This window comes from Flavobacterium sp. WC2409, assembly GCF_041200085.1.
GTDB lineage: Bacteria > Bacteroidota > Bacteroidia > Flavobacteriales > Flavobacteriaceae > Flavobacterium.
The window spans coordinates 3,721,659-3,736,613 of sequence record NZ_CP165625.1 but is presented as its reverse complement, the minus strand read 5'-3'; the positions used below and the strand labels follow the sequence as shown (position 1 = coordinate 3,736,613).

The 14,955-nt window shown below is 32.4% G+C and carries 9 protein-coding genes; 4 read left to right on the top strand and 5 right to left on the bottom strand.

The window, feature by feature from the left end; all coding sequences use genetic code 11:
• Positions 1–132: 132 nt before the first annotated feature.
• From AB3G34_RS16005 to AB3G34_RS15995, 3 genes are read left to right on the top strand one after another with little or no spacing between them, the layout of a single operon-like run.
• A complete protein-coding gene (locus tag AB3G34_RS16005; RefSeq protein ID WP_369753004.1) occupies positions 133–3,222 on the top strand; it encodes a hypothetical protein in 3,090 nt (1,029 codons plus the stop codon).
• Complete coding sequence (locus AB3G34_RS16000) at positions 3,222–4,457, top strand: hypothetical protein (protein WP_369753003.1); 1,236 nt, start codon at positions 3,222–3,224, stop codon at positions 4,455–4,457. Before AB3G34_RS16005 ends, AB3G34_RS16000 begins: the two co-directional genes overlap by 1 nt.
• Complete coding sequence (locus AB3G34_RS15995; protein ID WP_367773193.1) at positions 4,441–5,994, top strand: glycoside hydrolase family 2 TIM barrel-domain containing protein; 1,554 nt, start codon at positions 4,441–4,443, stop codon at positions 5,992–5,994. Before AB3G34_RS16000 ends, AB3G34_RS15995 begins: the two co-directional genes overlap by 17 nt.
• Here AB3G34_RS15995 and AB3G34_RS15990 read toward each other — a convergent pair.
• The 3 genes from AB3G34_RS15990 to AB3G34_RS15980 form a co-directional block, all read right to left on the bottom strand.
• Positions 5,977–7,179, bottom strand: a complete 1,203-nt coding sequence (locus AB3G34_RS15990) for a glycosyltransferase (RefSeq protein ID WP_369753002.1) — start codon at positions 7,177–7,179, stop codon at positions 5,977–5,979. The two genes, AB3G34_RS15995 and AB3G34_RS15990, sit on opposite strands and share 18 nt — an antisense overlap.
• Positions 7,180–7,256: 77 nt before the next feature.
• Positions 7,257–8,537, bottom strand: a complete 1,281-nt coding sequence (locus tag AB3G34_RS15985; RefSeq protein WP_369753001.1) for an oligosaccharide flippase family protein — start codon at positions 8,535–8,537, stop codon at positions 7,257–7,259.
• A 32-nt stretch (positions 8,538–8,569) separates the two neighbouring features.
• A complete protein-coding gene (locus tag AB3G34_RS15980; RefSeq protein ID WP_369753000.1) occupies positions 8,570–8,860 on the bottom strand; it encodes an STAS domain-containing protein in 291 nt (96 codons plus the stop codon).
• 150 nt (positions 8,861–9,010) lie between these two features.
• Here AB3G34_RS15980 and AB3G34_RS15975 point away from each other — a divergent pair, with 150 nt between their 5' ends.
• A complete protein-coding gene (locus tag AB3G34_RS15975) occupies positions 9,011–11,071 on the top strand; it encodes a tetratricopeptide repeat protein (RefSeq protein WP_369752999.1) in 2,061 nt (686 codons plus the stop codon).
• Between the two features lie 174 nt (positions 11,072–11,245).
• Here the strand turns inward: AB3G34_RS15975 and AB3G34_RS15970 are convergent, their stop codons facing one another.
• Together AB3G34_RS15970 and AB3G34_RS15965 are read right to left on the bottom strand one after the other, a co-directional pair.
• A complete protein-coding gene (locus AB3G34_RS15970; RefSeq protein WP_369752998.1) occupies positions 11,246–11,602 on the bottom strand; it encodes a hypothetical protein in 357 nt (118 codons plus the stop codon).
• A 230-nt stretch (positions 11,603–11,832) separates the two neighbouring features.
• Positions 11,833–14,943 carry an ice-binding family protein gene (locus tag AB3G34_RS15965; RefSeq protein WP_367773181.1) on the bottom strand — a complete coding sequence of 1,037 codons (3,111 nt, stop codon included), beginning with the start codon at positions 14,941–14,943 and terminating at the stop codon, positions 11,833–11,835.
• Positions 14,944–14,955: the final 12 nt, after the last annotated feature.

The following is a 14,955-nucleotide window of genomic DNA, read 5'->3' as shown; positions in this document are numbered from 1 at the left end:
TTGTTTATTTTTATAAATTAGACCAGTGGAGGTGAATGGTACGACGAATGGATAAATGATGTAGATATTATAAATTCTACTGTGTATTGTTTATTTCCTATATTTACAATTATGATACTAAGTCAGCTTTAAGTGGAGGAAAAAACTAACAAATATTTAATCGTTGCGCTATTGATAGGAGTCGTATTTCACTCCAGTGCTATTTTCTTTACTTTAGAAAATACATACGACGCTTTAATACATCTGTTTTTTGCTAACCATTATGCTCATAGTTGGTTTGAACCTTGGAATTACAGTTGGTACACTGGCTTTACAGTTATGGGTTATCCCCCATTAGTTCACCAAGCTATTGCATTATTATCTTTAATAGGTGGTTTGAAATTTGGGATGTTTGCCGTTGCAATAATTGGTGTAATCCTATTTATAACTGGTGCGTACCGCTTTTCTTTGCTCCTCACTGGAAATAGAAACGTTGCCGGATATACGGCACTAGTAGCTGTGTTTTCATCTTCATTTGTAGAAACATTACATATATTCGGTCAATTACCTAGTGTGATAGCCATGTCGCTATTAATGCACTCTTTCCCCGAAATATATCTTTGGTTAAAAACAGGTAGATTAAAATACTTTTTTACTTCATTGTCGCTTCTTGCAGTAACCATATGTTCCCATCATGTTACCCCTATTTTTGGAATGGTATTTTTTATTTTCCCATTAATAGGTATGGTCATTATGGATGTTTCTAGAGAAAAAACAGCCAATTATAAAGACATCACTTTTAAAATATTTTTCCAATCTTTCCTCCGTTTATTTAAAAGAATAGTCTCTTTTGGCGGTGCTTCTTTGATTTTAATTATAGTATGTATTTTACCCTATTGGATTAATTCAAAGAAAAACCCAATAACCCAAGTTCCTATTCCTCATGGAAGCAGGGATAATTTTCTAGAGGTAACTTCTTCCGGTTTGATGTTTTTTTTAATTCCTTGGGGAATTTTATTATTCTTTTTACCGTATCTTTTTTATCGCTTTTATAGTAAACGGTATTTGTTTTTTGGCTTGTCATTAACTTTATTATTAATATTAGGGACGGGTGGTACAACACCAATTCCATTAATGGTATTAGGTGAAAATGCATTTAACATACTTACTCTTGACCGCTTTACGTTATGGGCATCTATTATGTGTTTACCCTTATTTGGTGAATTCATATATCGTTTTGTTGAAGGGGACTTGAAAGATGCAATGCAAGCGCGCTTTGGACTCGTTTACCATAGAATCATTGGTGGTTTTATTGCAGGTACCTTTCTAACCATGGCTGTTTTTACAATTACATTAGGATACTTTAGACCGTTTCAGCCCCAAAAGATAAATACATTACCCATTATCAATTTCCTAAATCAAGACCAGCATGATCAATGGCGGTATTTACCATTGGGTTTTGGAGATCAAATGGCCACTTTATCTTATCAAACCAAAGCGTTAACCGTTGACGGTAATTACCACTCGGCAAGGAGACTTCCTGAATTGACATCTAGAGCTGTAGAACGCCTAGAAAATTCAAAATTTAGAGGACTGGAAGGGCTAGGTTCCCTACAACAATTCTTGACCGTTCCTGAAAAATACAATTTAAAATATGTCTTTTCGAATGATAAGTTTTACGACCCCATATTGTATTTCTGTGGTTGGCATCGTTTGTCACAGTTGGAAAATGGGATTATGGTTTGGGAAAAATTGAATGTCCCTCCCTTATCAAAAATACTTCCATATGAGGATGTTCCATTATATCAAAAATTAATGTGGGGAATTATCCCAATGTTAACTGTTGTGATAGCATTTGTATTAAACATACAAATGATGTTTTACAAAACCCTTAAACTAAAAGTTATTGAGAAACCTCAGTTTTTATCACTAGGCATTTCATACACCAAATTCTCCAATCGATTAATATCTTATTTACATGTATGGGCAGCCCTTTTATTGTTGATTATCGGTTATTTTATCTACCAGTTCTATATCAATACGGCTTACCAAATAAGCCCAAAAAACGTAGTACGCTCCTATTATGATGCCATTGATTTTAAAGAATTCGAAAAGGCCTATTCCTTTATCAGTCCTGAAAGTAAATTGACGGTATCTCAATTTATGTTAGAAACATCAGTAGCCGATGGAATCCTAAACTCCTATGCAAAACTGGACGCCATAGAAGTAAAAATAATGGCACAAACCGAAAACGAAGCCATCTTGCTTGCCAAAACAAAATGGATTACTCCACTAGAGATTATAAATAAAGAGTACCGCCATGATGTCGTAAAAATAAATGGGAAATGGTACATAAAACCTAAAAAACTAGACTTAGATATCCCACCAAACCAGTTTTTATCCTCTAATACTACTGAATTCTTTAAGCACGGTCGAAGAGTTATATCTACTCAGCAAACCTATCATGATGATGTTTTAAAACAACCTGTACTTGAAATCCTTTCGGCAAATCTAATCCAGCTTGACAAACAATATATCGTAATTGGCGAAGTCCAAAACGTAGACAACGTACCCGCCGATGTTGTTTTGAAAGCAACTTTATATGATAAATTAGATAAAAAGCTAGCCTCTTTTAATGCCAAATTTGTAATCAAACACAAATTGATGCCTAAAGAAATAACCAGCTTTAAAGTTAATTTTGAAGAAACAGCTTGGTTAAAAATGACCGATGTAAAACCTACCACTTTTAATCCAAATGAGTTTACTCCATTAGAAATAAAACGAAACCCTGTAAACTTCAATATTCAATGTGCTGGAAATGTTGCCATTACTGACTTATACACTCAAGTGGCCTTATCTGATTTTGAAATAAGTAACAACAAAATCAAAGGGACATTGTTTAATTATGGCATTCAAGAAGTAACCATTCCCGGATTATTAATCTCCTATTACAACAGTGACAAAAAATTGATTTATGTAGATCATTTTTTTATTCGTGAAGGAGTTAGAGTGCAACGCAAACAATATTTTGAATATAATTTATTAAATTTAGAGAGATTAACTCTTATTCAGTCTTCTTTAAAGAACTGTTTTGTCAATGGATTACCAAATGATGTTATTGCGAAAGAAGTTGTTCCTAATAGACGATTGGATCAAGAAGGAGAACAACTCCAAAAAGTAAATGGAAAAGGATTTAGCTATATAAAAGTAGAAATCAATAATTATATTGGAAATCCAAAATAATGAAGAAAACAATATACATCGTACTTTCCTTCGCTCTTTTGCTTTTATTCGCATTTGAGACGGCTGCTTTTATTGCAAAAGAAAATACTATTTATTTGAGCTCAACAAATAAAGTATTTGTTGCTGGAGACAATATGAAACTAACCTTTTCTTCAACATCAAAAACGACTATACCACAACTTTTCATCATTCATTCGTATGGAAAAACTATTATAGATGGAAAAAATTCTAATGGGAAAATCACCTTTACAATTCCTACAGTTTACACAAAAAAAACAGGAACTGTTTCTTGGTTTTTAATAGACAACGAAAAAACAGTTACAAACGGTACATTTGAAATAATTCCAAATGAAAAAACCAAAACTCAGATGGAAAATTATCTGGGCCCAAGAAGTATCTTGGCTGGTGGAAAGGAATTTACAATGATGGTTGCAGTTCCTACTGACGGATTTGACAATCCAAAATTAGAAAATACGCCCGTGGTTATAAAACATCAATTTTTAAACAATGTAACTACCATTTCAAAAAATACAAAAGACTTTATAATTTGGGAAAATATATATTCGAATACTCAATCAGGACAAATTCTGGCTTCTACAGCCTGTAAAAAAACGGTCACTAAAGAAATAGAAACCGAAGTCTATCCAAATATAGCCACTGATTTTTCAATTTATTATACCAGAAATCACGATTATGCAGATGGCAATCAAATTACAACTCTAACTACTTCACTGATTAAAGATGCGTACAACAATACTGTAAGTGATGGAACTATGGTCGTTTTTCACATTACTACCAAAAACAATATGGCGTTAAAAACCTTTGGCACCACTATAAACGGAATTGCTTCAGGACAAATCCTTCATCCAGACCATCCAGACCATTATAGCGTAAAAGGATATATCACAGGAATTGCAAAAAGTAACATTTTGGAAATTGATTACAAACCCATACTTTCTGACTTTACATATTCTTTTTCTGATTATAATCGAAAACTTACAGTCGGGCCATTAAACAGCTTTATGGGACAATTAGTACCCGATGGAATTAAAGTAGTTCTAAAAATATTCCATGATAATCAATTAATCAGCAGTTTACAAGAAGACAGCTCAAAAGGAATGGTACAATTTTATATTCCTTCGGACTTTTATAAAGAAAAAAACTATCGCTTTGAAATTCAAACTCTAGGTATTATTAAAAAAACTGAAACTAAAAATTATGTCTATAATAAATAACCGAAGCGTTTATAGGACTATTCTAATTGTCTCCTTTATTTTATTGAACCTTTTATTATTACTAGGAATCAATAAGACCTTGATATTTTTAAATACAGGTGCCGAGAGAATTTCAATGCTCCATTTAGAAAAAGAAACCATTAATACGTATTTACCAAAAACAATATGGGAAACTGTTACAAATGTGGGTAGAGCAATGGAGGCCAACACACTTAAAGAGGTAGAAAAAGATTATCTTTTTTCATGGGTTGTTAAAAACAAATCTTTTAAAGACAACACTAAAGAAGGCATTGAAGATTATTATACCCAAAATACCCGTGCCAATCTATACAACACCATCAATTACAATAAAAAAAATAAAATCACTATTGAGAGCACTACATTAGAGCATCATCCCACATTAGAATTTTATAGTGCAGACGGGCAGCTAGTCGTTTTTACGGATAAAAATGTAGTCGAATTTCAAAAAATTTACCAACAAGATAAACTAATTACTACTGTTGAAGATACAGCGACTTATAAGGTAATGATGCTTCTTGAAGATGGGTTTTGGAGAGTGAGGCATATGCAAAAAATGGAAAAAGAAACTTTAGCTGCAGATACTATAAAATCGCATCCTACTTATACAATTCAAGGTAAAAACATGCTCAAAGACAAAGTCAATTATACGATTAAAGGAATTAATTATTACCCAAAAAATTCGGCTTGGGATACTTTTGGACCACTATTTAACATCGATACCATTGCTAAAGATTTTGACATTATCAAGAAAGCAAAACTTAATTCCATTCGGATTTTCATACAGTATGATGACTTTGGCAAAGCCGATGTAAAACAAGAAAAATTAGACAAGCTAAAAAAGATATTAGATTTGGCTGAATCCAAAAATTTGGCTGTAATCGTTACTCTTTTTGACTTTTATAGCGATTACACGTTAGAAAACTGGACGTTAACCCACCGTCATGCCGAAAAAATAGTTTCCACATTCAAGAATCACAAAGCTATTTTGGCCTGGGATTTAAAAAACGAACCCAATCTGGATTTTGAAAACAGAGACAAGGATAATGTACTCAACTGGTTGAACCATATGGTTGCTGTCATTAAAAAATTTGACCCTAATCATTTAGTAACTATTGGTTGGTCTAATGCCTACGAAGCAACACATTTATCCAATAAAGTAGATTTTGTATCCTACCACTTTTATAATGCAATCGAGGATTTTGAAAAAGAAAATACTACCTTAGAAAAAGCAGTAAAAAAACCAGTAGTAATTCAAGAGTTTGGTGTTCCTTCTTATAATGGCATATGGAATTTAAGAGGATATAGTGAAGCAGATCAAGCGCAATACCATAAAAAAATGCAAGCCTTATTCAAAAAGAACAAGCTTGCATTTATGTCGTGGACTTTATATGATTTTCCTCAAGTTCCAAGTCAAGTGGCTGGGAAATGGCCTTGGCAAAAAATCAGACAGAAAAAATTTGGTTTCTTAGATAGTAAAGGAAATAAAAAACCATCCTTTTTATATATTACTTACTAATTGTCCTTCTAATTTACTGTATTCAATTTGTCTGAAGCTTTCCATGTACATTCCAACAATTTTATCCATTGATAAGGCGCTTGCGGCTCTATAATTGGTTTTGGCCAGTTGCACTCTGTACTCATCATTATTAAGAATGGCTGAAATGGCTTTTGCTAATGACTCTGCGCACTCTGGATTGAAAAACTCACCATTATACCCTTCTTCTTTAACTAATAGACTTAAATCCCCTAAATCTGGCATTACAACCGCTTTACCATAACTTCCTGCTTGGTGCAATACTCCAGAACTTCCTGTAGTTGAAGTATAAGGAAATACTACCATCGTACTGTCATTAAAAATATTTTGAACCTCATTTTCTTCTACATACCCTGTAAATGTAATCCCAGAAACATGTGCATATTTTTCTTGTACTTGTTCTAAATAACCTGGAGTGTTAGGACTATTTGTCCCCGCAATCACAATTTCGATCGCTTCAGTTGATTTTTTTCTGATGATTTCAATGGCTTCAATTAAAATTTCTACTTTTTTATACGTTCCAAATTTTCCAAAAGCCATAACTTTTTTAGGTCCAGCTGGTAATTTAAAATTAGGTGTTTGTGGTTTTTCAAAAGAACCATGAGGAATCAATGATACGTTTTCACTTTTATATTTATCTCCTAACACATCAACGTATTTACTGATCGTAACGGCAACAATATCTGCTTTAAGGATGCATTTAGTTAGGTTAGTCCCAATGAAGTTGTAGATTTTTGAAGCTAATTTATTCTTGGTAAAACCAGCACTTTCTAAATCTACTTGTTCTAATATGTTATGCAATAAAACAACTGTATTACATCCTAATAATTTTAAAAACATAGGAATTAACAATCCCATTGCTGCAGGGATTTTTTTATCACCAAATTTTACAAACTGCAAATTGAATAAAACAGCATCTGGTTTTTCTTTTAATACCGTTTTGATAATGGTAAAGAAGTTAAAATAACTATTAAAAGACCAACAGTCTTTAACATTAACTTTATTACTATTTTCAAAATCCAATTGTTTTGGTTCTTTTGTTTTATCTGTTATTAAAACCAATTCCGATACATCTTCATTCTGTACAAAATTCTTCACTAAGTGATATCCATATTCATTTAAGGTTACTTTACTTGGTGGAAACGACGTTATAATAGCTACTTTCATATTTGTTCTGTTTTTAATTACAGTACGAATATCTTTATTTTACAAGGGCTATTTTTTAATTTTCGGTGAATGGAAACTTAGCGTAGACGAACATTCTTTTTGTTCTGATAAAAGAAAAACGATAATTGGGAAAACAACAGGATAACCATAGCAATGATTTGTACATGAACCACTTGTTCTAGTGAGTCATGGAAAAATACAATCAACCCAATTTGAGTTAATCCTATTATTGCCGAAACTACAACTGGAATGTATTGATTTATAGATAAAAAATAATAGGCAAAAATATTAGCTATGGCAAAAATTGAAGTAGCCAAAGCGTATTTCCATAATAAGAAGGCTATAGAAAGGTATTCTTTTCCAAACATTAAGTTCACTACCGTTTCTGGAAAAAGAAAAGTGACCAAAACAATTACAGTAGATAAAACAGCAATATAAGATACATATTTCATTAAGAGAGGTTGGGTTTCCTTTCCGTCCTTTTTTAGTTGAATTACTTTGGGCAATAACAACATCACAAACATCCAAGCGACAAAGTAAACGACCCTACCTATTAATGCCAATGAAGCATAATATCCTGCCTGCTCATTATCAAAATAGTGTTTTACAAGTATGATGTCACTGTTGTTGATAATGATTTGTGTTAGTTCATAAAAAGCAGTTAACATGAAAAAAGTAAAAACCCCTTTACTATCAATTAAATCATCTGCAGAAACCAACTCTTTCTTAATTTTTAAATCTCCTACAATATTTTTTTGAAAAGGATAAAGCCCAAAAACAAATGATACCGAAATTCCTGTTGCTACTATGATAGAAGGTGGAAAATCAGGAAATAATAAAATAGCCGCGATGGTAAGCAATAATCGGCTAGCCATTTCGGTTTGATAGGTAAAAGCTAGTTTGTTCATTACATTTTGGCCTTGATACAATCCCCTATTGATACTCATTAAAAAATAAAGAGGAATTCCAAAACTAAAAATCACGAACATTGTTGCAGTTTTAGTATGAAATAATTCTTGCAGTTCTTTATTAAAAACAAATATTAAAACACCTATACATACCCCTGTCAAAGCTGCATATTTTGTAATGCTCTGTGTAAATAAGGACAGTTTTTTATCTTTATATAAAACGGCATACTTGGCCGAAACGATTTGAAAAGTCATTCCCACAAAGGATAAAATCAATAAAAAAGTGATTAAAATAGCTGCATCTGAGAAAGCGGCTGGTCCTAGTATACGGCCTAACAATAAATTATATAGATAATTCCCCCCGTTTACAAAAAGAATTGTAACCATAAAGAGTTGTTCTGGACTTAATTTTCTTGGGATAGCAGGAATTGTAAAAGAAGCTATTTTCATTTCTATTAATTTTTTAAAAATTACAAAAAATATTAAAGCAAAATATCATTTAAATTTAATGAAGTAAAGAGGTCACTTACTTTTTTGTTTTCCATCCCTACGATATAAAACATCTTGTCATTTCCCCAAGCATTATTATATAATGATTCTATGCTTTTTACAGCCTCACTATCAATTTCTAAAACTTTATTTAAAGAAATAACAATCCCCTTCGAGAAGTTCAACAAAGTCTCAATATGGCTTTTTAGAGCATTACCATTTTGCGAAACTAACGTCCCATTGATTTCATAAACTCCTGCATTGTATGTGATTTGAATTGCCATCTTATTTGTGTTTATTTGTTAATACTGACGCAAATATCTTTCGAATTCACATGAAAGCATTTAATTCTTCGATGAATGGCAAGTTGCTGTAGGTGAAATATCACAGCTTTATACTTAACTTGCATCTATATAAATCAAGAATCAAAACGAATGAAAATATTAAAACAAACAATCTTTTTTCTGCTCCTTATTTTAAGTAATGTAACAAACGCTCAAGATATGAGTAAAGGGTTCAGTAATCTGGAAAAAGGGGAATTTGCTCAAGCGGAAGTATTCTTCAAAAACATTTTAAAAGACTATCCTCAAAACAAAACCGCTCGCTTGTGTTATGCTAGAGCAATTGGTCTTAATAAACAAGCCGAAAAAGCCTTAGATCTATTTATAGATTTAAAAAAAGAAAATCCTGGCGATCTGGAAATTGAACTCAATTATGCTGAAGCCTTACTTTGGAACAAAAAATTTGATGAAGCTAAAGTCTTTTACACTGCTCTTGTAGCAAAAAACCCAACTAGTTTTGTAGCTCACCTTGGGTTTGCAAATACATTATCGAATCTAAAAGAATTCAAAGAAGCTTTAATCAATGTTAATAAAGCATTAGAATTATCTCCTGCCAATCCTGGCGCTTTGATTTCAAGAAAATACATTAAATTAGGATATGCCAATCAAAAAGTAAATGAAAAAAGCTACACAGAGGCCGATGCATTTTACGATGAAATCTTAGTGGACTTTCCTAATGATAAAGAAACCTTGTTAAATAAAGCCAACTTATATTTAATCACCAAAAACATCACAAAGGGAAAAGAAACGTATAATATAATTGCTAAAAACGACCCTATTATTGCATTAAATGGATTGTCTTTAATTGAACATATTGACGGAAAAGACAAACAAGCGTTGACACTGGCTCAAGAAGCAATTCAAAAAGCACAAAATACAAATGACGAAACCATAAAAAAACAAACACAAGAGCGTTATGTACAAGCGTTAATATGGAATAAAAAATACACTTTGGCCGAAGCCAAAATAAACGAACTGAACACCAAGTATGCCAATGAAAATTGGTTATTAGCACTTTCAGCAACTTTAGCAATATACCGCAGTGACTTTAAAGACAGTATAAAATACTATTCAACAATTTTAGAAAACGACTCCAAATCATTTGATGGAAATCTAGGAATTGCTAATGCTTATTATGCTTCAGGAGAAGTTTCAAATGCAGTTGCTGCCGCAAATACAACATTGGAGATTTTTAAAAACCAAAATGACGCCATGAATTTCATGAAGAAAATCAACCAAGAATTCACACCCTATCTTGAAGAAAAATTAAGTTACTCATTTGATAACGGCGACAATACAGCAAAAGCAACCAGAACATTAATTTCACTTCCATTATCTACAAAACTTACCATAAATACAACATACCAATATCGCGAAACGGAAAACACAACAACTAAGGTAAGCGCAAAAACCAACGATTTTCTATTGGGAATTGATTATAAATTCCTACCTAAAATCAGTTATACTTTGGATGCTGGGGTAACCTCAGCCAACTCAAATACGACTAAATACAATCAATTATTGATCAATACTTATTTTAAAATCAAACCTTTTAAATTACAAGATTTAGAAATTGGGTATAAAAGAGAAGTTCAAAATTTCAACTCGGATTTGATTGACAAACAAATTGCTGCCAATAACTATTATTTTAACTATAACATGGGGACCAATTTTAATTTTGGTTGGTTTACCCAATATTTCTATACTTCACAAACGGATAACAATACAAGAAACCTTTTGTTTACTTCTTTCTATTATAATTTCATGTCTAAACCTGTGTTGAAAGGGGGACTTAACTATCAATATATTGCTTTCAAAAACCAAGTTCCAACGGATTATTTTAGTCCAAAGAAATTCAATGCTGTAGAACTTTTTTTAGAAATACTAAAAGACGAAAAAATTGTAGAAGCAAAGTCGTGGTTCTATAATGCCAATGTGGCTACAGGTTTTCAATTTATTGAAGACAATAGTAAGCAATGGACATACAGAGTACAAGCAAAATTTGGTTATAAATTCTCAGATCGATTATTGACTAACATTTATGGAACCCGAAGTAATATTGCCTCCACTACAGCCGCTGGATTTACCTTTAATGAAATTGGATTGCGATTAAAATGGAGTTTGTTTGACAAGCCTATTTTTAAATTAAATTAAAACAGAGCCACATAATAAAAAGATTTACTCCCTAATTACCCCCAAAAAGTAACGTACTATTTGGGGGTAATTTTTTGTTTAAACCAAACATTTGAGGAGTTATACAGCTAAGGTTAAACTGTATTTAATATTCTATAATTTAACAGTAATTAGCACTATACTAAGTAATTGATTTTAAATTACAAGTTGAAAGTCCGTACTTTTAAACCCTATGGATTCTCTTACTTCATCAGTATTAGGCAACATAAAACAATCGTTGTTTTCAACACGGCATTGAATTAAAAATGGTTGAATTTGAAAAAGTTGTACTATAATTGTTTCTTCCTTTTTCACATACTGCTCTAATTCAAACTTACTTTTAGGTCCAGCCCAATCTATATTATAACAGTAGCCTATAGCACTTTTTCTCACAAAAGTAATGTACTCATCATTTAAAATAGACCATTTTATGGAGACTAAAAAACACCCATTATCACTATCCGAAAACTTAGACGCCGTATCTTTATTTACTTTAGGTTCTAATATTTTCATCCTTTTTCTTATTAAATTTCTTTACCTAAAATAATAAAAATCAGCTCAAATACATAATTAAAACGATTAAATACACTAATACGATTTAAATGTACTTTTTTAGCTACAAAAAATTAAAACACCAGTAACAATCAAATATTTAGATAGTAGCGTAATGAAATGTATAGCAATTAGGTCAATAAAAAAGGCTGCCCGTGGTTGGCAGCCTTTTAAACAAAAATCTTAATTAACTAATTGATTAAAAATTTGTTTTGGAATTGTTCTTTTTCTTCAGTAGTTACAATAAATAAATAAACTCCTTTACTCAAGTTGTCTAATCCCATTGTAATCTCATTATTATAAGGAATAACATTTTTACTACTTACGATTCTTCCTGTCATATCTACAATTTGTACATGAGCACTTTCGGTAACCTTAGGCAATACAATTGTCGTAGATTGCACACAAGGATTAGGGTAGTTGTAAATATTTTTAGCATTAGAAGTAACAAAACTAGGTACGCTTAAGGTGCTTGCATTTTTAAATGTTAACTGGGAAACGTTAACTGCAAACGGTTGAAAAACCTTGTAATCTCCTTGAACAGAAAACACAATCCCTTTGATTTTTTCATTAGTGTATTTCTGCCCTTGAGGATTTGTAAACTGATCTAATAGAATATTCATTTCGGCAGTAGAAGTATTTACAGGTATTTGAAAACGCAATCTGTTATTCCAGTCTGTTGTATTTTCCGTTACCAAAACAACCTCAATAGGCAATGAATTATGAACCGCAAAACCTACAGTAGAATATAAACTAGCATCAAATACTAATTCACCAGGAAGAATGTTTCTAAACACATTCAATGTACCATATAGCTCTCCAGTAACAGATGTATTTCTTTCAATACCATATTCATCTGTTGCAATAGCGTCATTAGCATCATTGTCAATCCCATATGATGTAATTGTAGTCTCCGTTTTAGAATAATCTAAACCCCAAGGGCCATCTGCTAAATATAAGGCGTCTAGCTGTTTTGATGTATCCCCAATTATTGAAAATCCAATGTCAAATAACCTTCCTAATTCTACTTCAACATGCTCTTCGTAAGCACCAGTTAAAGATATATTTTGATCCACAAAATCAGAAGTAGTCAATTCGGTTGTTTTTTTATTGCCTTGAAAAGACACATTGGTATTTTTAGATTTATTAATTAATGTCAAATACAGTTTACCGTTACTATACAACCCTTTTTTTACAAAAACAGTTGGAATTCTATTATCAACTGCATCTGAAGACAAGGTTCCTTGTTGTTGAAATTTAGTTAGAATAGCATTTGTAATGCTACAAATTTGTCCCATTGATGAACCCCAAACTTGAAAATTAAGGTAATCTCCTTTCGGATATTGGTCAATATTCCAATAACTATGTAGTTTATTTTCGGCACCTAAGTCTTGGATCGAAAAATTCAAAGCATATTCCATCTCCCCATTGGCTCTTTTTAATTTGGCCATAATTATTTCGTACCCATTTAAATTAATGGTTCTAATATCTTCCAAAGAAGAATTATTCAAACGATCACAAATTGCTTTTGAATGTCCATAAATAGATCCCGTAGTTGCAGTTGCTAATACAGCTGCCAACCGGTTATCACCTTCATAATAATCAACTGAATATACTTGACTAGCATTTGTAATTCCAATTAAATCAGTAGGACTGGAAACATAAGTTGTTTCTGTACCAAACATACCTGTATTTGGGATAATGGTTGAAAAATCAACACTTGAACCTGATGTTTTAGCAGTGATGGAAGAAGAAATGAACTTTTTTTGTGTTGTTTTTTTATCAGCAAAACTGTTAGCCTTGATTCTGTTAAAATTTCTTTTAGCAATTAATGTAGCCAAATCACCATTACTCTCCAAACCACCGTTATTACCCGACGTCACCTTTGCCGCAATACTCACATCAGCAACATTATTAATTCTTATCGCATCAAAAGGATTTGCCGAAACGTAAAAAACCGCATCATTAAAATCATTATCACAAGAAGAATAATCTCTTCTAATATCTTCAAAACCAAGAATAATTCTCTCATTAGCAGGATCGCTTAAAAGCACGTTGTGCTGTCTTAAAGCAGCCGTTGCTTCTGGATTAAAATTAGGATTAGAGAATAACTGCCATAATCCTGGAGTTACTTTAGTTCCATCCCATCCATTGGCTAATAAAACCCAACCAATCCCTGTACCAGCAGTAAAAGTTCCAATCTTTACTTTATTTCCCGCAATTAAACTCCCACCACTTCCAGCTCCAGATACGTTAGGAAAAACTATCGTTATTTGATCAACTGTTGGTACAGTGGTTGGTGGATTATTTATATCGTATGTATAAAAACCAAGCACATTTCTATATCCTGCCCCCTCACTAATAAAGGTAACCCATACATCAGCTGCTTTTTCCAAAACTAAATCCGTATCATAACCCGAAGAAATGTATTGTGGGTTATAGACTGGAACTGGAAAACTTTCTGGTAATGAATTTTTAACTAGATCTATCGTTGATGAATTTACTACGTCACTCGTTGCAAAATATTGTGGTGTTCCATCTGAAGTATAGGGACCTAAAAAGCTATAAGATAAATGTACTGGAGGAATTGTTGCTATTGTTCCATATACAGAAACAGCTCCAACATTAGAAAACATCCTTCCGTTAAGAATACCACCCGCACCCATAGAAACCGCGCCATCATATCCAATTAAAGTACCATTCATAGTAGTACCCGCAGCCATAGCAATTGCCCCGTTTGCAATCCAAATAACATTGGCTGCTACAGCACCATTCCTCAAAGTAACGGTAGCGCCAGCAGCTGTCGTAAGCGCTCCTCCAATTTTAAAAATAAACAAAGCATTTGGATTTCCTTGAGCATCTAACGTAAGAGTACCAGCGATGGATGCTGCTGCTCCAGCAGAATATACACCTGGAACTAGCGTTTCTCCATTTCCGTAAATTGTGCTGTGGGTTGTGTTTGTTGCTATAGTATTTTGCAATTGAATACAAACTGCTTTCAAGTCTAAAGCAGCTTGTGCTGTAAGCGCATTTACATTTTCTATAGTTCCATCTATTGTTGTAGGGGATTGAAATCCAGTTACTGCTCCAATATTTGCTCCAACATTTCCTTTTAAAGTAGAGCTTCCCGTATTTGATACTGCTCCATTTCCAGAAAAAAGTACAAATTTAGCTACCGATCCAAAATTTGGTGCGGTTTGAGCACTTAATTTACTTACAAATCCAAAAAGCAACAAGAAAGAAATAAAAGTAAAAATACCTAAAAAAGAATTTCCGTTTTTATATTGAGTAGAGTTGATCATAGATTTCAAGTT

What these genes read in the sequence shown, in the direction of transcription:
- AB3G34_RS15980 (WP_369753000.1), bottom strand. Translation starts at nt 8,860, where the DNA reads ATGGCAATTCAAATCACATACAATGCAGGAGTTTATGAAATCAATGGG.
- AB3G34_RS15970 (WP_369752998.1), bottom strand. Translation starts at nt 11,602, where the DNA reads ATGAAAATATTAGAACCTAAAGTAAATAAAGATACGGCGTCTAAGTTT.
- AB3G34_RS15990 (WP_369753002.1), bottom strand. Translation starts at nt 7,179, where the DNA reads ATGAAAGTAGCTATTATAACGTCGTTTCCACCAAGTAAAGTAACCTTA.
- AB3G34_RS16000 (WP_369753003.1), top strand. Translation starts at nt 3,222, where the DNA reads ATGAAGAAAACAATATACATCGTACTTTCCTTCGCTCTTTTGCTTTTA.
- AB3G34_RS15975 (WP_369752999.1), top strand. Translation starts at nt 9,011, where the DNA reads ATGAAAATATTAAAACAAACAATCTTTTTTCTGCTCCTTATTTTAAGT.
- AB3G34_RS15985 (WP_369753001.1), bottom strand. Translation starts at nt 8,537, where the DNA reads ATGAAAATAGCTTCTTTTACAATTCCTGCTATCCCAAGAAAATTAAGT.
- AB3G34_RS15965 (WP_367773181.1), bottom strand. Translation starts at nt 14,943, where the DNA reads ATGATCAACTCTACTCAATATAAAAACGGAAATTCTTTTTTAGGTATT.
- AB3G34_RS15995 (WP_367773193.1), top strand. Translation starts at nt 4,441, where the DNA reads ATGTCTATAATAAATAACCGAAGCGTTTATAGGACTATTCTAATTGTC.